General features: G+C 62.3%; 21 protein-coding genes and 2 pseudogenes. 2 read left to right on the top strand and 21 right to left on the bottom strand.

The features are described from left to right. Positions 1–9: 9 nt before the first annotated feature. From gdhA to BM357_RS00450, 4 genes are all read right to left on the bottom strand, one after another. Positions 10–1,389, bottom strand: a complete 1,380-nt coding sequence (gene gdhA / locus BM357_RS00465) for an NADP-specific glutamate dehydrogenase (RefSeq protein WP_074948538.1) — start codon at positions 1,387–1,389, stop codon at positions 10–12. A gap of 151 nt (positions 1,390–1,540) precedes the next feature. Beyond that, on the bottom strand, positions 1,541–2,203 hold the full coding sequence (locus tag BM357_RS00460; RefSeq protein WP_139234490.1) for a potassium channel family protein: 663 nt from the start codon (positions 2,201–2,203) through the stop codon (positions 1,541–1,543). A gap of 12 nt (positions 2,204–2,215) precedes the next feature. Then, complete coding sequence (locus BM357_RS00455) at positions 2,216–3,535, bottom strand: TrkH family potassium uptake protein (RefSeq protein ID WP_074948534.1); 1,320 nt, start codon at positions 3,533–3,535, stop codon at positions 2,216–2,218. 111 nt (positions 3,536–3,646) lie between these two features. Beyond that, the gene (locus BM357_RS00450) at positions 3,647–4,066 is read right to left on the bottom strand and encodes a universal stress protein (RefSeq protein ID WP_074948532.1); all 420 of its coding nucleotides are present in this window, start codon (positions 4,064–4,066) and stop codon (positions 3,647–3,649) included. A 285-nt stretch (positions 4,067–4,351) separates the two neighbouring features. On the opposite strand from BM357_RS00450, the gene BM357_RS00445 reads away from it, so the two are divergent. Beyond that, a complete protein-coding gene (locus tag BM357_RS00445) occupies positions 4,352–4,678 on the top strand; it encodes a HesB/YadR/YfhF family protein (protein WP_139234489.1) in 327 nt (108 codons plus the stop codon). 48 nt (positions 4,679–4,726) lie between these two features. After that, positions 4,727–4,984 (top strand): hypothetical protein, encoded by a 258-nt coding sequence (locus BM357_RS00440; RefSeq protein WP_074948530.1) that lies wholly within the window; start codon positions 4,727–4,729, stop codon positions 4,982–4,984. Positions 4,985–5,063: 79 nt separating this feature from the next. On the opposite strand, the gene BM357_RS00435 is transcribed toward BM357_RS00440, so the two are convergent. The 17 genes and pseudogenes from BM357_RS00435 to narJ form a co-directional block, all read right to left on the bottom strand. Continuing rightward, positions 5,064–5,441, bottom strand: coding sequence for a helix-turn-helix domain-containing protein (locus tag BM357_RS00435; protein ID WP_074948528.1), 378 nt, complete (start codon positions 5,439–5,441; stop codon positions 5,064–5,066). Between the two features lie 126 nt (positions 5,442–5,567). Further along, a complete protein-coding gene (locus BM357_RS00430; RefSeq protein WP_074948526.1) occupies positions 5,568–5,966 on the bottom strand; it encodes a hypothetical protein in 399 nt (132 codons plus the stop codon). A 14-nt stretch (positions 5,967–5,980) separates the two neighbouring features. Next, positions 5,981–6,259 carry a ferredoxin family protein gene (locus BM357_RS00425; protein WP_074948524.1) on the bottom strand — a complete coding sequence of 93 codons (279 nt, stop codon included), beginning with the start codon at positions 6,257–6,259 and terminating at the stop codon, positions 5,981–5,983. Next, the gene (locus tag BM357_RS00420; RefSeq protein WP_074948522.1) at positions 6,256–7,566 is read right to left on the bottom strand and encodes an FAD-dependent oxidoreductase; all 1,311 of its coding nucleotides are present in this window, start codon (positions 7,564–7,566) and stop codon (positions 6,256–6,258) included. Before BM357_RS00420 ends, BM357_RS00425 begins: the two co-directional genes overlap by 4 nt. Before the next feature lie 9 nt (positions 7,567–7,575). Continuing rightward, complete coding sequence (locus tag BM357_RS00415) at positions 7,576–8,646, bottom strand: electron transfer flavoprotein subunit alpha/FixB family protein (protein WP_074948520.1); 1,071 nt, start codon at positions 8,644–8,646, stop codon at positions 7,576–7,578. Between the two features lie 14 nt (positions 8,647–8,660). Continuing rightward, positions 8,661–9,485: an electron transfer flavoprotein subunit beta/FixA family protein gene (locus tag BM357_RS00410; protein WP_074948518.1), complete on the bottom strand. Its 825-nt coding sequence runs from the start codon at positions 9,483–9,485 to the stop codon at positions 8,661–8,663. Between the two features lie 14 nt (positions 9,486–9,499). Then, positions 9,500–9,925, bottom strand: a complete 426-nt coding sequence (locus tag BM357_RS00405) for a universal stress protein (protein WP_074948516.1) — start codon at positions 9,923–9,925, stop codon at positions 9,500–9,502. A gap of 298 nt (positions 9,926–10,223) precedes the next feature. Further along, positions 10,224–10,823: an adenylyl-sulfate kinase gene (cysC, locus tag BM357_RS00400; protein ID WP_245783775.1), complete on the bottom strand. Its 600-nt coding sequence runs from the start codon at positions 10,821–10,823 to the stop codon at positions 10,224–10,226. A gap of 87 nt (positions 10,824–10,910) precedes the next feature. Further along, complete coding sequence (locus tag BM357_RS00395; RefSeq protein WP_074948512.1) at positions 10,911–11,798, bottom strand: sulfotransferase family protein; 888 nt, start codon at positions 11,796–11,798, stop codon at positions 10,911–10,913. Positions 11,799–11,951: 153 nt separating this feature from the next. Beyond that, positions 11,952–12,734, bottom strand: a pseudogene (locus tag BM357_RS20615) (HAMP domain-containing sensor histidine kinase); the annotation flags it as partial. Continuing rightward, a pseudogene (locus BM357_RS20610) lies at positions 12,732–12,836 on the bottom strand (HAMP domain-containing protein); the annotation flags it as partial. The pseudogenes BM357_RS20610 and BM357_RS20615, both read right to left, overlap by 3 nt. Before the next feature lie 518 nt (positions 12,837–13,354). Further along, entirely contained in the window at positions 13,355–14,050 is a 696-nt protein-coding gene (locus tag BM357_RS00385) for a response regulator transcription factor (RefSeq protein ID WP_074948508.1), read from the bottom strand. Between the two features lie 82 nt (positions 14,051–14,132). Then, positions 14,133–15,227, bottom strand: coding sequence for a sulfate adenylyltransferase (sat, locus tag BM357_RS00380; protein WP_245783774.1), 1,095 nt, complete (start codon positions 15,225–15,227; stop codon positions 14,133–14,135). A gap of 75 nt (positions 15,228–15,302) precedes the next feature. Then, on the bottom strand, positions 15,303–16,403 hold the full coding sequence (locus tag BM357_RS00375; protein WP_074949185.1) for a TIGR04053 family radical SAM/SPASM domain-containing protein: 1,101 nt from the start codon (positions 16,401–16,403) through the stop codon (positions 15,303–15,305). A 56-nt stretch (positions 16,404–16,459) separates the two neighbouring features. Next, a complete protein-coding gene (locus BM357_RS00370) occupies positions 16,460–18,709 on the bottom strand; it encodes a nitric-oxide reductase large subunit (protein WP_074948506.1) in 2,250 nt (749 codons plus the stop codon). A gap of 257 nt (positions 18,710–18,966) precedes the next feature. After that, positions 18,967–19,704, bottom strand: coding sequence for a respiratory nitrate reductase subunit gamma (gene narI / locus BM357_RS00365; RefSeq protein ID WP_074948504.1), 738 nt, complete (start codon positions 19,702–19,704; stop codon positions 18,967–18,969). 32 nt (positions 19,705–19,736) lie between these two features. Further along, the gene (gene narJ, locus BM357_RS00360; RefSeq protein ID WP_074948502.1) at positions 19,737–20,315 is read right to left on the bottom strand and encodes a nitrate reductase molybdenum cofactor assembly chaperone; all 579 of its coding nucleotides are present in this window, start codon (positions 20,313–20,315) and stop codon (positions 19,737–19,739) included. Positions 20,316–20,324 lie beyond the last annotated feature (9 nt).

Raw genomic sequence — 20,324 nt, 5'->3', positions numbered from 1 at the left:
CTTAGAAGCTCACACCAATCCTTGCGCCACCATGGCGTCGGCCACCCGGAGGAACGCAGCGATGTTCGCCCCCGCCCCCAGGTCGCCGGCGCGGCCGAACGCTTCTGCGGCCTGCACGCTCTGGCGGTAGATGTCCTGCATGATGGCGCGCAGTTTGGCGTCCACTTCCGCAAAACTCCAACTGGCGCCCATACGGTTTTGCGCCATCTCCAGCGCGGATACCGCCACACCGCCGGCGTTGGCCGCCTTGGCGGGCGCAAAGTGCACGCCGTGCGCCTGAAACAGACGCGCCGCCTCCAGGGTGCAGGGCATGTTGGCCCCTTCGCCGACGGCCAGCACGCCGTTTCGCACCAAGGTCTCCGCCGCTGCCAGGTCCAATTCGTTCTGCGTCGCGCAGGGCAGCGCGATGTCGCACGGAATGGACCAGATGCCCGATGAGCCCTCGTGGTACTCCGCGCCGGGATGCTCCTTCACGTACTCCTGAATTCGCTTCCGTTCCACTTCCTTCAGCCGCTTGACCGTTTCCAAACGGATGCCGCGGCGGTCGTGGATGAACCCGTCGGAGTCGCTGCAGGCCACCACCGTTGCCCCCAGCTCGGCCGCCTTCTGCATGGCGTACATTGCCACATTGCCGGAACCGGACACCACCACCGTCTTGCCGTCGAAACTGGTTCCCGCGTCGCGGAGCATTTCTTCGACGAAGTACACCACGCCAAAACCGGTGGCCTCCTTGCGCACCAGGCTGCCGCCGTAACCCATCCCCTTTCCGGTCAGCACCCCGGCCTCATGGGCTCCCCGAATCCGCTTGTACTGGCCGAACAAATAGCCAATCTCTCGCGCGCCGACGCCGATGTCTCCCGCCGGGACATCGACGTCCGGGCCGATGTGACGGTACAATTCCGTCATGAAGCTCTGCGCGAAGCGCATGATCTCCTGATCCGATTTTCCCTTCGGATCGAAGTCGGCTCCGCCCTTGCCGCCTCCGATGGGCTGACCCGTCAGGGCATTCTTGAAGATCTGTTCAAACCCCAGGAACTTCACGATGCTGGCATTGACCGACGGGTGGAACCGCAGCCCGCCTTTGTAGGGACCGAGCGCGCTGTTGAACTGGACGCGAAAGCCACGGTTCACGTGGATGCGCCCCGCGTCGTCCGTCCACGGAACGCGAAAGGTCACCATCCGCTCCGGTTCCACCAACCGTTCCAGGATGGCCTGCTCCATGTACTCCGGACGGCAGGCGAGCACGGGCACGAGGGAATCAAACACCTCTTTCACGGCTTGGAGAAACTCGGGCTCGTTGGGGTTACGCCTTTGAACTTCTGCAAACACCGACGCCGCGTATTGCTGTGCAACCTCTTGTTCGGCCGTCCGAACGGCAGACATGGTCATGATGCGTCTCCCTTTTCAAACGAATTTACTGCGATGATACGACAGATCCCCCATCTCCTCCTGGAGCAAATTGCGTCAATTTTATGTCATTATAAGTTGCGAGCTGCGCACGGGCACCCTCGCGCAGGCGGGCACCCGTGCGCCCGCAGCGTCACTTTTGGTACCGGCGCGCCAACTGGTTGAGTGAGTCCGATGTTCCAATGCACATCAGCTTGTCGCCTTCGAGGACGCGGTCTTGAGCGGAGACGGGGAACAGTTTGTGCTTGCCGCGCACAATCAGGACCACCTGCACACCAAAGCGCCCCGTCAGGTTCAGCTCTGCCAAGGTATGGTTGATCATCTGCGGCCCCGCCTGCAACTCCATGGTGAAGATCTCCTCGTACAGCTCCACCATCTCCAGGATGCTCGAACGCGTCAGCAACCGCGCCAAACGGATGCCTGAATCGTATTCGGGGTACATCACCCGATCCGCGCCGAGACGCTCCAGGATCTTGCCGTGAGTGACATTCGTGGCCTTCGCCACCACGTACAGCCCGAGGTCTTTGCAGTTGATGGTGGCGTAGTTGGATGCGGTCTGATCGTCGCCGATGGCGACGATGGCCGCGTCCACGTCCTTGAATCCGACCTCCACCAGAAACTCCATGCTCTCCGCGTTGCCGATGGCGGTGTGACACATTTCAGCCAGCGGATCCAGCGCGTCGGGATCCCGGTCGACCACCAACACCTCATGTCCCAATCGGATCAATTCCCTGGCCGCGCCGGTCCCAAACCGCCCCGCGCCGATGATGCCGATGGTCTTCATTTTGCGTGCCACGCTGTCATCCCTCTATCCAATCAGAATTCGCTCCTCGACATAGCGCGCGTGCGAACGCACGCGTTCCGACAAGCTGACGAGGAAGGTCAAAATCCCGATGCGCCCGATGTACATGGTCACTATCAGGACCCACTTCATCGGTTCGCCGATGACGCCGGTGATCCCGGTGGTCAGCCCCACCGTCCCAAACGCCGAGACCACCTCAAACAGGAGCCGGATGAACTCGATGTTCGGCTCGAACACGGCCGCCACCAGCGTCCCGGCTATGACCACGCCCAGCGACAGCATGAAGATCACCAACGACTTGATGGCGATATCCCACGGAATGGTCCGCTCCCAGGCGACGATGTCCGCCCGGCCGCGGATGGTCGCCAGGGCGGCCTTAACCATGGTGTACGTGGTGGTCGTCTTGATGCCGCCTCCGGTCGATCCCGGCGACGCACCGATAAACATGTACAGGACGAAAACGAACCAGGTCACGTCGCGCATGTGGCCGATGGGCACCGATTCGAAACCGCAGGTGCGCAATGTGACGGACGAGAACCACGCATTGAGCACCTTGTATGGCCAGCTCAGATGGGCCATGGAGTGGCCGGCTTCAAACAACAAGGTCAGCGCCGTCCCGGACAACAGCAGGACCGTGGTCACCGACAGCACGATGCGCGTGTGCAAGGTCAGCGTCCTGTGGCGGCGATACGAGTACAGCTCCGCCAGGACCACGAAGCCCAACCCGCCGAGGATGATGAGGACGCTGGTGAGCAAGAGCACCACCGCGTCCGTCTGAAACCCGTCGAGGGAACTTCCCCACAGGTCAAACCCGGCGTTGTTGAACGCCGAGATGGCGTGAAACGCCGCGAATCCCGCCGCGCGCACCCAGGGATATCCGTAGTGAAAGTGAAAATAGAGCGCGAACACCACAGCCGCCATCCCTTCAATTGCCAGGCTGAAGTGAAGCACGCTCTTGATGAGCCGCACGATCCCGTGCACCCCGAAGTTTTTGTCCTCCGCGATGAATTTCCGTTCTCCCAGGTTGATCTTGCGGCCCAGGGCCAAATACACCAGGGTCGTGACGAACGTGATGCCCGCCCCGCCGATTTGGATGAGCAGCGCGATGACCACCGCCCCCAGGGGCGTCCACGTCGTCGCCGGAGTGACGGTGGTCAGCCCGGTGACATAGCTTGCGCTCGCCGCGGTGAACAGCGCGTCCGTGTAATGCACGGGTACGCGCCGACACCACGGCATCATCAACAAAAGAGAACCTGCCACGGCCAGCGCCGCATAGCCGAGCGCAATCTTCCGGGCAGGGCTGAGTCCTGACGAATGCTTGTTCACCGTAGCGAGCCAGCCTCCGTATGCAGGGCGGTTCCACCGGCACACGCCGGGATACAGACCTCATTATACCCGCGCGTGGGGGAAAGTGCATACGACGTTGCGGCAAACCCGTCAGGGCACCACCAAGACCGGTACCTTCGCGTGGTCCAAAACCCCTTGGCTGACGCTGCCCATCAACAGGTGATTGAGGGCGCCGCGTCCGCGCCGGCCCACGACAATCAGGTCGACCCCCTCTGCTTCCGCGAGATCGCAGATGACGCGCACGGGGACACCCCGGAGGTTGCGAAAACGGATGCGATCCTCATACCCCGCAAACCAGGACCGGCTGGTCGCTTCGAGTTCCCGCGCGAACTCCTCCTCCGCCCGGAACACCGCCTCCGTGACCATCGTTTCTGCCGGGTACGGCGGAATGGGGGTCACATACAGGATCACGACCTCCACGTCCGGCCTGGCATCGAGCAGCGACCGCACCACGCGCCCCGCCTTTTCCGAAGGGGCCGATCCGTCCGTCGCAAACAACACCTTTTTCACGCTTGCTCCTCCTCCTTAAAGGATGGGCCGGTGCCCGAAACCCACCCGTTTTCAGCGGTCCTTCCCTTGGCGACTCCATCGTATCGCATTCGGGACGCTGGACACATGCGCAAAAAGCACTCATTTTCGTGAACCGTGCGGAAGGGTCGGGCAGGTCCGAACAGAGGACCGTGGCATGATCCAAATGGACGATACCTTTCTCCGCGCCGGCGGCGATAATGGGAGTGGGGCCCGCTTGAACTTGGTCATCGGGCGGGTGTCCCGCCGCCAGACGAGAGGGGATGGATGGCCGTGAGGATGATGGTTTCAGCGGAGGCCGCCCAGTGGCTGAAGCGTGAACTGAATTTGGGACCAAACGACGCGGTGCGCGTATTTGCCCGCTACGGAGGCCAATCTGACATTCACCCTGGATTCTCGCTCGGAATGAGCAAGGAAGTGCCGGCAGGCCCGGTCGTGGCCGAAGAGCACCACGGCGTGCGGATCTGCGTCCACGAGGCGGATCTGTGGTATTTTGATGGCATGGACCTGTACATCCAGTACGATCCGGTCCTCGACGAAGCGGTGCCCCAAGCCGTCCCTGCACAAGCCCACGGGGACCATCGCGCGCTGTGACACGTTCGCGCGACGGGGCAGGCACCGCACAGGAAAGAAGGTGTCCCGATGCGGCGGCGCGAGCACGTTCTGCTCGGCACAGACGAGGTGACCCTCTCTGTCACCGCAAAGACCGATCTCACGCGGCCTCGCTTGTTCGAGTTCGCGGTTCTGGCCCTGCTGGCCCGGTACGAGGAAGAGTTTGGGTCCGATGCGCGCAAGCGCTTGGCACAGTCCCTGGCGGACGCCGATCTCTCCCGGCCTGCATGGCGGTTGCGGCCGGAAGATTCGTGTTGGAACACATCCGGTCCGGATTCGAAAGCGTAAACCGTGCGGAACCATCGGCGGCGTGGCGCGCGGAAAGACCCCTGACCGAACCGGAAGCCGCCGATGCCGGTTGGTTCGCCTATTTCTTCGGTCGCCGGCTGCGCCCCGCCAACCCCTGCAATCCCTCCTGCTCAAACCGGTGTTTGAGTTGGTAGAACCACTTGCGCGAGATCCCGCGCTCCCGGCACGCCTCGCTGACATTTCCGATGGCTTCCGCCAACTCGAGGATGCCGAGGCGTTCATACGCCACACGCTCCGCTTCCGTGGCCGGGGGCGGCGCGGTGCACGTGATGAACGGTCCCGGTTTGTCCAGCTCCACCTGATGCAGATACGAACAGTAGAAGCACACGTCTACGTCAATCAGTCCGCGGCGCGGGCACATCACCCGGCCGTGCCGCACAAAATGCCGCACCGGCCGGGTCTCCTGCCCTGCGTCCGCTCGATGGTGTTCACGCACCGTACATCACCTCCAGGCTCCCCGGTCCCCGCCCGTCCGGCGGCCGCCGGACGGGCGGGCATATCCTTCTGTGACGGGTCGACACGTCACGGTGGGACGGACGCCCACGTCACTGTGTATTCAGCCTCACTGTGTATTCAGCCGTGGTTCCGCGACGCGGCCGTGCCGGACATCGAACCCCGCGGCACGCAGGGTCTCCTCCAGCTCCGCCAGGCGTTTGCGCGCCAGCTCCATCGCGTTGGGGTCCGTGCAGTGCGGTTCCGTCTCCGTCACCACAGAGACCCGGTGGATATACTCATAGGTGGTGTCTCCGGCGGGATCGCGCGCGGTCACCACGCAGTCCAGCCCGACGTAATACACGAACGACAATTCGCTCTGCCGCGCATCCTCGAACAGGTCGAGGTGCACGCGCCGAATCCCTTCCCGCCGCACGTCGTCGATGAAGTGATCGATGCTCGAAAACTCGATCCGCGCGGGGAACCGGACACCCTTGGATTCGGGAGTTGGAGAACGGCGGGACAACACAGGAACCCCTCCCATCAACCAAACTTGTAGGCGATGCCATAGCCGCCTGTCGGATACGTCCACTCGATGTTGTGCTCGGCGCAGGCGATGCGGCACGTCCCGCACTCGAGGCAGTTCTCATAGGCGACGAGAATGCGCCCCTCGCCCTCGTCCCACGCGTACACATCCGCGGGACAAAACCACTCGCACGCCCTGGTCGGGCACGTCTGACAAACGGCCTGGTCGCGGATGGTCAGGTGGCTCTTGTCATCGACCCGGTAGCGAACCGCGTACAGACGATTCTCGATACTCATCCGTTCATCGCCCTCCATCCCCGCCAGCCGATGCCGATGAGCCCGGCCGTTCCTCCGGCCGCCTCGCGCAACAGCGCAGCGGCGCGTTTTTGTTTGTCCCGCTTGCTCTCCCCGTCCACCGACAGCATCTCGTACGCGGCGTCGTTCAGCGCCTGCGGCAGCGCACCGAACAGCAACTCCGCCTGAGGTCCCGACAGCAGGCTGTGCAGGCCGCGGTATTTTTTCAAATCGCGATGGATGATGGATTCCTTCACCGCCTGGGTGTAGGCTCCGAGGCCCCCGGCGGACCAATCGCCTGTGGCGTGGCAGGCCACCGCGGTCTCTCCCGCCAGGCGGCCGGACAACATCGCCAGGTCCGTCCCCTCCCGGTGCGCGGCGTTGACCATCTGCGCCGCGTCACCGCAGATCATCCAGCCGTCCCCTGACAGAGGCGGCATGGCGTCGAATCCGCCTTCCGGGATGAGGTGCGCCGCATACTCCTTCGTCTCTCCCCCGGCGATGAGACGCTGTATCTCGGGATGCTGCTTGATGCTATCGAGCACCTGGTACGGTTTGACCTTCTTCTTCTGCAGGTCGCTCACCATGACGCCGACTCCGATGGAGAGCGTATCTTGATTGGTGTAGAGGAACCCGAGTCCGGCCATGCCGCAGGTCTCGCCAATCAGCTCGATGGTCACCCCCTCGCCCTCTTCCACACCGAACCGCTCTTGAATGACGTCTTTGGGAAGGGCGAGCACCTCCTTCACCGCCAAGGACACCTGGTCCGGTTTCCACTCCCGGTGCACCCCTAACGATTTGGCGAGAAGGGAGTTGACCCCGTCGGCGATGATGACCACAGACGCGTAGAGATCGCCCTCCTCCCGGTCCGTCTGGACGCCCACCACCTTGTCCCCGTCACGGATGAGGCTCGTGGCGACCGTTTCATAGATGGGGATGGCGCCCGCGCGCTCCGCCTTGCCGGCCAGCCAGGCGTCGAACTTGGCGCGCTGTCCCGTCCACGCGTTGGGCGGTTCCTTGAACCGCGCCGACCGGTACCCCAGGCTCACGACGCTGTCTTTCCCGAGCACCCACAGGCGTTGCTCCACGACCTTGCGCTCCAAGGGCGCCTCTTTCCAAAACTCCGGAAGGATGTCTTCCAGCGGTTTGCGATACAGGACGCCTCCAAACACGTTCTTGGCGCCCGGAAACTCCCCCCGTTCAATCAACGCGACGCGCATGCCTTGGCTGGCCATGGTGTAAGCGGCGACGCTGCCGGCAGGTCCGGCGCCGACGACAATGGCGTCGAATCGCGGTGCACTCACGCGCATCCCCTCCCCTCACACGACCGGGACGTGTTCCTTCGTCCGGGCCGCTCGCACGGCTTCGGTCAACGCCGGAATCACCTCAAACAGATCGCCGACGATGGCATAATGGGCGATCTGGTGGATCGGCGCATCCGGGTCCTTGTTGACACTGACAATCAACTCCGCGTTCTGCATCCCGACGACGTGCTGTACGGCGCCGGAGATCCCGGCGGCGATGTAGACCTTGGGCCGAACCGTGGTGCCGGTTTGGCCGACCTGGTGGTCGTGGCTGATCCAACCCAGGTCCACCGCGGCGCGGGAGGCGCCGACCTGGCCACCCAGCGCTGCCGCGAGCTGCGCGAGCAACTCGAACCCGGCCTTGCCGCCCACGCCCCGACCGCCGGCGACGATGACATCGGCGTCCTCCAGGTTGACCCGGTTGACAGCTTCGACAAACCCCAGCACCTCGGTCCGGATGCTGCCCGGATCCAGCGGGGGCGTCACGCGGATGATCTCTCCCATCCGCCGTTCGTCGAAGGGGAGGGCCTGAAACACCCCGGGGCGGACCGTCGCCATCTGGGGCTTGAACTGCTTGCACAGGATGGTCGCCACCATCTTCTCGGAGAAGGCCGGGCGGCTGGCCAAAAGGAGCCGGTTGTCGTCCACGTCCAGTTGGGTGCAGTCCGCCGTCAGCCCGGTCGGAAGGTGCGTCGCGATGGCGCCGGCGAGATCGCGCCCCGTATAGGTGGCCCCGAACAGGACGATCTCCGGTTTTACGGTGCGAATGACGTGCAGGCACACTCGGCTGTACGGGCGCGTGCGGTAGTCGGCCAGCTCCGGCGCGTCGCACAGGTAGACGCGCTCCGCCCCGTACCCGATGGCCTGACGGGCGATATCCTCGACGTCGTGCCCGATGACCAGCGCCATCAGCGGAGCGTCCAACTTGTCCGCCAGCCTCCTCGACTCCCCGAGCAGCTGCCACGACACTTTGGCCACCTTGCCGCGGCGCTGTTCCAAGACCACCATGACCCCGCGGTACGCCGACCAGTCCACGTCCCCCTCGGGTTGCAGCCCGACCGCCGGCTTTCGTTTGGTCTCTGCCATCTGCCATCCCTCCTTCAGGCGCCCTGGGTCATGCGCAGGCGTTCCAACAGCACCGGGGTGAGCCGACCCGCGACCTCCGCGGGTGTGCCGCGCAAAAATTCGGTATCCACCTGCCGGGGTTCGGGCACCCACGTCTTCGACACGATGGTGGGCGACCCGCGCAGGCCAATCTTGCTGCGGTCGAGATCCTCAAAATCTGCGGTCGACCACACGATGGGCTGGTAGGCTTGCGCGCGCAGCAGGCCTGGCAGGCTAGCGCGGCGCGGTTTGTTGATCTCGGACACCACCGTGATCAACACCGGCAACGGCGCCCGGATGCGCTCCACCCCGTCCTCCAGATGGCGATGCACCACCACCACGCCGCGCTCCACGTCCACCGATTCGATGTGTTCGACGTACGTCAACTGTTCGTAGTCGAGACGGCAGGCGATGCCCGGCCCCACCTGACCGGTGTCCCCGTCCAGGGTCTGCTTGCCGCAGAAGACGATGCCCGGTGCCCCCCACAGCGCTCCGGCCTTCTCAATCGCTTTCGCCAACACGTAGGAGGTGGCCAGCGTATCGGCGCCGGCGAAAGCGCGATCGCTGATCAGGATCCCTTCGTCCGCCCCCATCGCCACGCACGATTTCAACGCCTTGTCCGCCGAAGGCGGACCCATGGTGATGACGGTGACCCGTCCGCCGACCTGTTCCTTAATCTGCAAGGCCGCTTCGACACCGTTCAAATCGTACGGATTGACGATGGCGGGGACGCCTTGGCGAATCAGCGTATTCGTCTTGGGATCAATCCGGATCTCGCGGCTGTCTGGCACCTGCTTGATGCAGACCACCATGTGCAGCATCGTGCGTCCTCCTCTCAACTGGCGCGGACCACCAGCACGGGCACCTTGGATCGGTCGACCACGCCGCGGCTGACACTGCCCATCAGCAGGCGATCCAGTACCCCCTTGCCGTTGGATCCCATCACCACGACGTCCGCCGTCTCCTCTTCTGCCACCTCACAGATGCAGCGGCACGGATCCCCGAACATGTGGCGGAACGTGACGGACGGCCGCACCGCCGGCGTGAGGTGTTGCATCAGGTCCTGCCGCACGTCGAGCGCGTACAGGTTCTCCTCGCGGCGGTAGTCCTCCAGCGACATGGCGTACGGATACGGCAACTCCGGTGACACGTAGACGGCGACGACCTCCGTATCCGGCCAGGCACTGCACAGGTGGTTGACCATGTCTGCCGCCTTGTGTGCGGACGGGGATCCATCGGTCGCCAGCACAATCTTTTTCATCTTCGTCACCCTCCTTTCAAAACGGCCCTTGCGGGATGGGTGCGATCTCCTTCCGGTTCGGGCCCTTGGAAGGCATTGTGCTTTCCTGCTCTCATCATCCAAGAATTCGGCGTCTGGCTGCAGATCTGAACGGACCTTTCTGAACACGGTGATTTGAACCACCCGGTGTCACCTGAACGGACTAGTCCCCCCGTACGACAAAAAAGCTTCCCGGACATCCGGGAAGCCGCGGCACATCAAGCATGTTTTGCGGACATCTTAGTGGAGCGGGCGGGATGCAACCAGCGGACGACCGGATTCAAGTGATGCCCAACGAGGAATCGTGGCGCAGGCGCGGAATGACCGCATCCAGAATCCGGCCCGTGCATTCACACACAGACAGCTTCGCCGTCTCGACGGTCACGTCCGGTGAAAGCGGTCTTTCATACGGGGAAGAAATGCCGGTGAATTGCGGGATCACGCCCTGTCTGGCCTTGACGTACAGGCCCTTTGGATCACGCTGTGCGCACACTTCCAACGGACAGTCCACAAATACCTCCACAAACGAGTCGGGATCAAACTGGGCCCGCGCCATTTCCCGTTCTGCCTCGAATGGGGAGATGAAAGCCGACAAAACGACAATGCCGGCATCGACAAACAACCGTGCCACGTGCGCGGCGCGCCGAATTTGTTCGCGCCTGTCCTGGTCGGAAAACCCAAGGTCAGCGCTCAACCCGCGTCGCAAATGGTCTCCATCCAGGAGATATGTGGAGACGCCCCTGCGGTGTAACTCCTCCTCGACGCGGCTGGCCAGCGTGGACTTGCCCGACCCGGACAATCCTGTGAACCAAATGCACATGCCCTTGTGTCCATGCAGTCGCTCCCGTTCCGTTCTGCCAATCGTACCTTGATAGGGCACAATGTACCTCTCTCCCACTTCGCCTCAAATCCCTTCGAATGGCATGAAATTCGCACGGGCCGGAGTCGGCGGCACGGGTACATGAGACTACGTTAACCAGTGCGACAGATCGCGATGCAGAAGCTCCTGCAGTGCGAGGATATCGTCCCTGTAGTACTCCTGCAGTTCCCTTTTGGTCTCGGGCCGCATCTCAACCTTGCGCAGGGTCAACGCCTTTGCCCGATGCCCCAAACGCTGCCGCAAAGCGGTGGGGAACAAGGGTTTCAACGCATTCTTGAACCAATTCGGCTGGGCAAAAAACGTGTACAGGAACCTTGACTTCGGTATTCCCGAAACGTTGTACCGAATGGACGTATCGATGGTCAGCGGCTCGATTCCCATAAAGTGAAAAATCTCGTGCAACACCCGAGCGATGTTCTTGAGGTCTTCATAGAGATACACCTTGATTTGATCCGGTCCGAACACGCGCAGGTACTCCGCCACGCCTTTGCTGTACAGGCCGATTTCACGATACCACCACAAGGGTTGATAGCCCCGTTGCTTTCGATCCGGTTCAGCCGCGAGGGCTTCCTCGAACGTCAGGGTTTCCCGGCCATCGCGAACCGTGTGCAGATATGCCGAAAAGGCACGGTCGACGGGATTCCTCAACACCGCCACCAGTTTCGCCGCCGGGTTGAGTTCCTTGATCCGCTGTGCGGTGGAAGGGAAGCTCAGGTAATAAACAGAAGCTTCCCCAATCACTCGATATCCGTCCGCCTTTGCGAACAAACTCAGGTATTGTTCACGGGTGCGAGTGATATGCTCACTGAACCCTTCGTCACCAGGACCGGTGAATTTCGGCGGAAAGTGCTCCGCACACAGATAATGGGGCTCCTTGATGGCGCTCATGAATACTTGAGGATGTTGGCTCAAGTACTGCTGTAACGAGCTGGTTCCGGCTTTAGCGCTTCCAATGATAAAGAAATTGGGTATCATGTAGCCTTTGCTCCTATGGGTCTGTCCTTGCCAGCACGGGAGCGCTGCGGGTTGCCACGTTCGTTATGGTACTTGCGCCAAAACGCAAATTGGTGGAGGAGGTGTGGACTGGATTTGGAGATTTTGTGGAGTATATATTATTTTCCAATCGCTTCAACTGGGGGAACGGGTTCCTGGATTCTCGGCCGTGTCGACGACAGGCAGACAGACCTTGAAGACCGAGCCCTTGCCAGGTTCGCTCTCTGCCGATATGCGGCCGCCGTGCGCCTCCACAAATTCCTTCGCGATGGCCAACCCCAACCCGGTGCCTCCGGTCTCGCGCGAGCGATCATCATCTGCACGGTAAAAACGGTCGAACACGTGTGGCAGGTGGGCCGCTGAAATGCCGGGACCGGAATCCGCCAGTTCCAAACAGAACTCGGTCGAGGAGTCATACAGCCTCAGCGATACAGTTCCCCCGGAGGGCGTGTAGCGGATGGCATTGCCAAGCAGGTTGACCACGACCTGCGTGATGCGATCCGGATCGACGCGGATGCGAACCCCGTCCGAAACGTCCTTCAGCAGGGAAAACCGAATCCCTCGTTCCTCAAATTCCATGTCGAAGTGATTCGCAATCCCTTCAATCAGATCCACGGGATCGACCGTTTGCAAGACCAGGGACAGTTTCCCGACTTCGGCCAAGCTCAACTGGTGCAGATCTTCCACCAGGCGGGACAGCCGCACGACCTCGTCGTAAATCGGCAACAGCGTTTCCGGGCGAGCCTGCTTGACCCCTTGTTGAATCAACTCCAACTGCCCCTGTATGATGGTTAAAGGCATGCGCAGTTCATGCGCCACGTCGGCGACCAGATGTTTGCGTGCCTGTTCGGCCTTGGACAGCCTGTCCGTCATTTCGTTAAAGGTGCGGGCCACTTCTCCAAACTCATCGGCGGATGACGCCGGGAGACGCGTCTCTAAATCGCCCTCCTTGAGTCTTCGTAATCCACGGATGATGTTGTGCAACGGTTTGGTAGTCCAGCGTGCGAACCAGGCGCCCATCATCACCCCTACGGCGGCCGTGATGACCGTGCTCCACATCGCGGCGACCATGGCCGTATGCAAGACGGTCTGTTCAAGGCGGTGCAGTTGTTCAATCGCACGATCCCAGATCTGCAGGGACCCGATGGGGTGACCGTTGACATCGAGGGGCACGGTCACCATCCCGGACTGGGTGGTCACACTCAGCGGTGTATCTGTACGGCTACGCCGGTTCCTGCCCACTTGAACCACCGGCACGCCGTGCTGGTCGTAGATGATGATGTACACAACGTCTCCCGCAGTGATGGCGTGCTCGCCGAGAATGGTCGCGATGTACTGGTCCACACCCCACCAGGAGTTATGGTGGGTCTGGTAGTAATACTCCAGCATCTCCGCCCACTGCTCGGCATCGCTCTCCGCGGCGGCGGCGCTGTACTGGCGAAACAGGTTGGAGAGGTATCCCTGCGAAAGGGTGAAAAAGGCGAGACTCGTCAAAATGACCAGCGACGCGATGGCAAGGAACACCTTTTTGCGAACATTCACCGGAATTCACCAAACCGATAGCCCACTCCGTGTACGGTCTGAATGTACTGCGGATTGGCGGGATCGTCCTCAATCTTTTTTCTCAAATGACTGATATGGCTGTCCACCGTTCTTTCGTAATTCAGATAAGCGTTGCCCAGCGTGGCCCGCAACAACTGAAGCCGGCTGTAGACCACGCCGGGACGTTCGGCAAGCGTCTGCAGGATCTGAAATTCTGCGGGCGTTAAGGAGACCTCCTCACCGCGCTTCCAGACCTGAAATTTTTGCGGATCAATCACCAAGTCCCCGCGGTACAGGACACCCGTCTCCTCTTCGCCCGAATTGTCGTCAATGCGCCGCAGCACAGCGCGGACCCGAGCCAGTAGCTCACGAAAGCTGAACGGTTTGGGAATGTAGTCATCCGCGCCCATCTCCAATCCCAACACTCGGTCGGTTTCGTCCGCCCGGGCCGTTAACATGATGATTCCCACCTTGCGGGAAGAGCCGCGAATCTCTTTGCACACATCGAGACCGCTTTTCCCAGGCAGCATCCAATCCAAGATCAACAGATCCGGATGGACTTCCTCGGCCCGCTCCAAGGCCTCCGGTCCGCTGGCTGCCGTGTATACGGTAAAGCCTTCCCGTTCGAAGAACGGGCGCATGACATCAATCACCATCGGTTCATCGTCGACGATGAGGATGGTTGCCGCCATCCCATTTCCCCTGCCTTTTGATGAGTCATCGTTTGGTTTTCAAACATCCCCCGCAATGTTTTCCGGTTTCAGACGCTTTGCGTCAGGTGCGCTGCGCATAATACGCCATCAGAACCTTGACCACTTCTGGCCGGCTGAATTCCGGCGGCGGCGCGATTCCCTCCGATAACATCTGGCGCACCCTGGTACCGGAGAGGATGATCCGTTGGTCGTCCCCATGCGGGCACGTCTTGGACGTGGCCATGCCGCTGCACGCCTTGCAGTAGAACGCGTTTTCGAAAAAGACCGGCGTGATACCCAGTTCACCTGGAGCAAACTCCGAGAAGATATGCTGCGCGTCGTAGGGACCGTAGTAGTCACCCACACCCGCGTGATCGCGCCCGACAATAAAGTGCGTGCAACCAAAGTTCCTGCGTACCAGCGCGTGCATCACGGCCTCGCGCGGACCGGCGTAACGCATCGCAGCCTTGTAGACGCCGAAGAACACTTTGTCACGGGGATAATAGTGTTCCAAGATGGCCAGGTATGCCTTGAGGCGTACCGGCGCAGGGATGTCGTCCTGTTTCGTGGGGCCGACCAACGGGTTCAAGTACAGCCCGTCAACGGTTTCGAGAGCGCATTTTTGAATGTACTCGTGGGCACGGTGGACGGGATTTCGGGTTTGGAAACCGACGACGGTTTTCCAGCCGCGCCGGGCGAACTCGGCGCGCGTCTGCTCGGGAGTGAACAGGTACGGGGCGAACAGGGGATCATCGTCCGGGACGAGGAGTTCCACGGGACCACCCAGATAGACGTCACCGCGTTGTAACAACCGCTTCACACCGGGATGCCGGAGGTCGTTGGTCCGGTAAACACGATGGGCTTCCCGTTCCAAATCAGGCTTGTAGATGCTGGTCACCGTCAGCGTACCGTGCATCCGGCCATCGGGCCCAATGAGCGCAATTCGTTCATCCAGATGCAAAGTGGCGGCGATGTCCGAGGAGGTCGGCAACGTCACCGGGATTGGCCACGGTGAACCGTCACGTAATCGCATGTGATCACAGACCGAATCATAATCGGCCTCCTCCATGAATCCCTTGAGGGGAGCGAACGCGCCGATAGCCAACTGGCGCAGATCGGACAACGCCACATCATCGATGTGCACCTGCTTCAGCGAAGTGTTCACCAACCACAGCACGCCCCTTTCACGCCTGCGTCGCAGACATACACTGTCCACATCGGCTATTGACTGGTTTACCAGTTTTAACGCCGTTCAGCAACTCGATCCCGCGTACGCACACGCTGGATCGCTTTCGAGGAAATCTCCCGTCACCGCATAGGCGCGGGCGCGCGATCCACCGCACACGGCCTTGAACTCGCAGGCACCGCACTTGCCCTTGAGCAGGGCCGGGTCGCGCAGTTGTCGAAAGACCGGACTGTGCCGGTAGATGTCGGCCAAGCGGGTCTGGCGCACGTTCCCGGCCACCACCGGCAGAAATCCGCTCGGGTACACGTCCCCCGTGTGCGAGATGAACACAAACCCGTTGCCGTCGTTGACGCTTCTGGGAGCGCGAAGTCCCGGGCCACCCGCTGCGAAGTCCACCCCTCCAACGGGTGGAACGCACCGGGCCAGGTCCGTGCCCGGCGGTCCGCCGTCTCCTCGTGTACGGTGCTGCAAAACCACGCGCCGATAGTGGGGCGCGGCGGTGGTCTTCACGTCGAAGGAACGCACCTGGGATTGCGTCCACAGCCATTCCATCACCCGCTCCGCCTCGTCCGCGTCGATCATGTCCTGCGCCCTCGCCCGCCCGGTCGGCACGAGGAAAAAGACGCTCCACAACGTGGCGCCGAACGACTCCACCACGTCGGCAATATGCGGCAGATCCTCCAGGTTGTAGCGGGACACCGTGGTGTTGACCTGAATGGGCATCCCGATCTCCCGCAGCATCCCGAGCGCCCCGACCGTCAGGTCGTAGCTCCCGCGCGTTCCCCGGAAGTGGTCGTGCACCTCCCGGGTGGATCCGTCGAGGCTGAACGCGCAGCGGGCCAAGCCCGCTGCCTTTGCGCGCAGGAGCGCCTCCTTGGTCACGCGCGGGGTCGCGCTGGGGGTCATCGCCACCTCCATCCCCCGCTCACGCCCATACCGGATGAAATCAAACAGGTCTTCTCGCTCCAGCGGATCGCCCCCGGTGAAGACCAGCAGCGGCCGGTCCATCTCGGCAATCTGGTCCATCAACCGGCAGCCCTCCTCCGTCGTCAGTTCCAACGGGTGCCGGTGCCGCTGGGCCTTCGCGCGGCAGTGCAGGCAGTGCAACTGGCAGGCGCGCGTCACTTCCCAAATGGCGATGAACGGATTTTGCGCGAAGTCACGCATGAACAGGGTTTTTCGATCCACCGGCGTTCCGCTTGGAATCACACGGATTCCCTCCTTTACGCCGCCACGTTCTTCCCTCGCGGCACGCGTTGCCGGGCCCGGCGGGCCGTGCGCAGCTTAAGTACGATGTCGAAGGACATCAAAAGCGCACCGGCCGTGAAGAAGATGTCGCCCGGGAAGCGCAGCCACTGCCACAGCGTCGTGGTGTTGTAGAACGCCATGCTGCGCGCGAACACGTAGTCGTGGGTGTATACGGCGGCCAGTTGTTCAAAGCCGATCGGCCAGAAATTCAACAGGCACCACAGCACCATCCCGATGTTGTACAACCAGAACGCCACCAGGGGCGGCCGGTCCGACCAATGGGCGTCGCCGACAAAGTACCGGACGGCAAAGTACACCAGCCCCAGGCCCAACAGGCCGAAGGCGCCGAACATGGCTGTGTGCGCGTGCGCCAAGGTCAGGAAGGTGCCGTGCTCGTAGTAGTTGATGAGCGGGGCGTTGATGAGCCCGCCCAGGACGCCTGCACCGAAGAAGTTCCACACGCCAGCCCCCATGATGTACGTCAGGGCCACCCGGTGCTTGAAGTCGCGCGCCGCCTGAATGCGCCGCCGGTTGTCGATGGCCTCGACGATCATCAAGAGCAGCGGCATCACTTCGATGAACGAGAACATGCTGCCGAGGCTCAGCCAGATCCACGGCTCGCCGACCCAGTACATGTGGTGGCCGGTGCCGACGATGCCACCCATGAAGACTAGGATCAACTCGAACCACGTGGCCCGCTCCGCGGTCTTGCGCGAGACCAGCCCCAGCGCCACCAGCAGGTATGCGCCGGCGATCACGGTGAAGAACTCAAAGGTGCCTTCCACCCACAGGTGCACCACCCACCAGCGCCAGAAGTCGGTGAGGGTGAACGAGTTCATAATCCAGGTCACCGGGAACATCCCGAACACGTACATGGCCGCGATGGAGATGCCGGAGTACAGCAACAGGTGCTCCAGGCTGCCCAGTCCCCGTTGGCGCTTGAGCGCCGGCCACAGGGCTCGGCCGAGGATCCACACCCACAGAATCAACCCTGCGAACAGCGCCAGCTGGTCGAAGCGGCCCAACTGCAGGTACGTCAACCCTTGGTTGCCGAACCAGAACCAGCTGTTGCCCGGGAGCCACCCCTTGATGCCTGCGTACAGGCCGAACAGGGTGGCCAGGCCCACGAGCCAGACGGCCCCGAACAGGATGTCCACCAGTTTCCCTTGGTGGCGCGGCTCCTTGCCGCTGATGAATGGCGCCAGGAACACCCCGGCCCCAATCCAGGCGATGGCGATCCAGAAGATGGACGTCTGGATGTGCACCGCCTTGAGTACGTTAAACGGCAGGATGTTCAGCAGATTGATGCCGAAAAAGCTGGCCCGGTCCGAGTAGTAGTGGGCCATGATGCCTCCGGCCCCGATCTGGATCAGGAACAGGATCGCCACCGTTACGAAGAACTTGCCGGTCTTGCGCTGGCTCACCGTGAGCTCGGGAAACCCGCGGATGGCCATCTCGCCGAACTCGTCGAGCGGATCGGCGACCTTCGCGAAGTAAAACCACACCGTCACCCCGATCCCGGCGAGCAGGAAGCCGATGGACGCCCAGGTCCAAGTGAACGTGGCGGCTGTCGGGGTGTTGCCGACCAGTGGATCGTACGGCCAGTTGTTGGTGTACGAGTAATCCAGGCCCGGCCGATGCGCCACCGCCGTCCATGCGGTGTACATCAGGAAGTCGGCCACCTTCGCGGCTCTCGCGCCATCGAGCGCGCTCGGCGCGCTGTAGCCCGTCGCCGGGTCCGTCTTGAGCAGGTCCTGCTGCGTCTGTTGGAGCACGTCCCGCATCGCCGCCGCCTCCGTGTCCGATACCGTCAGCACCCCGTCCTTCAGGTTCGGATGCTGCAGCTCCGCGGTCACCCGGTCCTGAATGTCCGTCTGCTGCCCTTTGTCCAACTGGCTCCATGGCTTCTGGTACTGGGCCTCGGCGTAGCGGTCCATCATTTCGGTGGCCAGTTGGTGCAACAGCAGCGCTGTGTAGTCCTCCCCGAAATACGATCCGTTACCGTACACGGTGCCGTAGTCCATCAGGTCGGCCTCCTGGAAGCCGGCCTTGCCGTCGACGATGTCCTGGTCAGTGAACAAGACCTGGCCGCTGGCGGTCACGACCTTGTCCGGAATCGGGGGCGCGCCCTGGTAGGTCTTGACGGTCCCCCATATGAAGATGGCCACGCACGCGGCCAGCACCACGAGAAACACCCGTTTCAACGTTCTGGTCAACGGGTCCATCGGTGATTCCTCCCTTGCCACACGGCGAACATGACTGGATCATCACCGTCATGGTGCCAACCGCCGCCAACGTCCCGTGTGCGTCCGGTCACAAGAGCTCCCCAGAATGCGCCATCCGTACCGTCCGCATGGTCCATTCGGACTAGTCGATCCCGTTCGTATTCATTCCCCGGACGGAGGATGCGTGACGAGGCTCGCAGACGAATTCGGCCGTCTGCGCCCCTCTGCCGGTCCGTTTGAGGGTCCAGAGACTCGTGTCACCCACTGTGGATGGACTGTGATGCCTCGCCGCCTTGCACCATCCGCACATCATCGACAAAGGAACCCCAGCGCGCTCGGTACTGAATCGGAGCCCGCGTCGGATAGCGCAACGGGGCGCTCCACACGTGTACCAACCGGGTGAACGGCGACACGGCAAACAGCAGGAACGTCAGCGCCACGTGGATCTTCAGGAGCAACGGCACGTCGGCCATTCGCTGCGGGTCCGGATGCAAAAGAATCAGGCCGCGCGTCCAGGGGCCCACGGTTAAGCGGTATTCGTAGGGCCCGACGACGTTGTTGTAGATGACCGTCTGCGCCGTCCCGAGGCCGATGACGAGCAACAGCAGGGTCAGCGCCACGAAGTCCGACGGCGTTGAATTGCGGCGCACCCGTTTATTGAAGATCCGGCGCAGCAGCAGGATCAGGCACCCGGCGGTCGCGGAGAGACCTGCCAGACCGCCCGCCACGTTGGCCAACAGGTGATACGCCTCCGTCGACACCCCGAGGGCCTCGTAGACACGCAATGGGATCAAAAGGCCCATCACGTGTCCGCCGATGACGAACAGCATCCCCCAGTGAAACAGCAGGCTCCCGGCCCGCAACCATCGCTTCTCCAGGATTTCACTGGACTTGGACCCCCAGCCGCGCCCGCCGTGGACAAATCGGTACACCGTGCCCACGATACAGACCGCCAACGCGGTATAAGGATAAATCACCCACAAGAACAGGGACATGGGGAATTCCCGCCTTTCCAGAATCGTCGGGCTTAATCATAGACCAACGGATATGGCAGCGCGTCCGATTCGGCGTCCGGGTCCCACACCGGCGACAGGGACGGCGCATCCGTGTCCTGCGCCGGCAGGCATGCAGCCACCAAGACGAACAAGGGGCGGTACGGATGTGTCGCCGCCAACCGCGCCGCGATGGCGCGGCAAACGGTACCAAGCCGCTTCTCCAATGCCTCGGTCGGCATACCCGCGGGCTTTGCGGCCAAAAACTCCAGCAGCAGCGGCAGATAGTCGGGCAGCTCGCCGCGGACAGGTTCCAGCCCCGCAGCCCGCAGCATGGCATGCAGGCGCAGGAGCGCCGCGCCCCGCTCCCGGCTGTCCCCCAGCTCATGTGCAGTGAGGTACAGGGCGGTCGTCTCCTGCATGTCGAACGTCGCCACGTAACATCGCGCCAACTCCGCCATCGGCATCGCCCTCAGGGCAGCGACCGCGGCGGACACTTCCGCGTCCGCCGTCTCCTCCGCCAAGCGTGCCGCCTCTTCCAACCATGCGGGAAAATCGTCTCCTGGATAAGCCAACAGGACGGAAGCCAGTTTCAGCCGATCCGCGCGATCCATCGCCATGAC

The sequence above is a fragment of the Paenalicyclobacillus macrosporangiidus genome (assembly GCF_900116805.1).
Lineage (GTDB): Bacteria > Bacillota > Bacilli > Alicyclobacillales > Alicyclobacillaceae > Alicyclobacillus_H > Alicyclobacillus_H macrosporangiidus.
Note: the sequence above shows the minus strand (reverse complement) of the source record. Positions and strands in the feature narration are given on the sequence as shown.

Excerpts from the sequence above, each read along its gene's own strand:
- gdhA (WP_074948538.1), bottom strand. The coding sequence starts at position 1,389 with ATGACCATGTCTGCCGTTCGGACGGCCGAACAAGAGGTTGCACAGCAA.
- BM357_RS00445 (WP_139234489.1), top strand. The coding sequence starts at position 4,352 with ATGGCCGTGAGGATGATGGTTTCAGCGGAGGCCGCCCAGTGGCTGAAG.
- BM357_RS00440 (WP_074948530.1), top strand. The coding sequence starts at position 4,727 with ATGCGGCGGCGCGAGCACGTTCTGCTCGGCACAGACGAGGTGACCCTC.
- BM357_RS00425 (WP_074948524.1), bottom strand. The coding sequence starts at position 6,259 with ATGAGTATCGAGAATCGTCTGTACGCGGTTCGCTACCGGGTCGATGAC.
- BM357_RS00420 (WP_074948522.1), bottom strand. The coding sequence starts at position 7,566 with ATGCGCGTGAGTGCACCGCGATTCGACGCCATTGTCGTCGGCGCCGGA.
- BM357_RS00415 (WP_074948520.1), bottom strand. The coding sequence starts at position 8,646 with ATGGCAGAGACCAAACGAAAGCCGGCGGTCGGGCTGCAACCCGAGGGG.
- BM357_RS00410 (WP_074948518.1), bottom strand. The coding sequence starts at position 9,485 with ATGCTGCACATGGTGGTCTGCATCAAGCAGGTGCCAGACAGCCGCGAG.
- BM357_RS00405 (WP_074948516.1), bottom strand. The coding sequence starts at position 9,925 with ATGAAAAAGATTGTGCTGGCGACCGATGGATCCCCGTCCGCACACAAG.
- BM357_RS00395 (WP_074948512.1), bottom strand. The coding sequence starts at position 11,798 with ATGATACCCAATTTCTTTATCATTGGAAGCGCTAAAGCCGGAACCAGC.
- BM357_RS00385 (WP_074948508.1), bottom strand. The coding sequence starts at position 14,050 with ATGGCGGCAACCATCCTCATCGTCGACGATGAACCGATGGTGATTGAT.
- BM357_RS00375 (WP_074949185.1), bottom strand. The coding sequence starts at position 16,403 with ATGCGTGACTTCGCGCAAAATCCGTTCATCGCCATTTGGGAAGTGACG.
- BM357_RS00370 (WP_074948506.1), bottom strand. The coding sequence starts at position 18,709 with ATGGACCCGTTGACCAGAACGTTGAAACGGGTGTTTCTCGTGGTGCTG.
- narI (WP_074948504.1), bottom strand. The coding sequence starts at position 19,704 with ATGTCCCTGTTCTTGTGGGTGATTTATCCTTATACCGCGTTGGCGGTC.
- narJ (WP_074948502.1), bottom strand. The coding sequence starts at position 20,315 with ATGGATCGCGCGGATCGGCTGAAACTGGCTTCCGTCCTGTTGGCTTAT.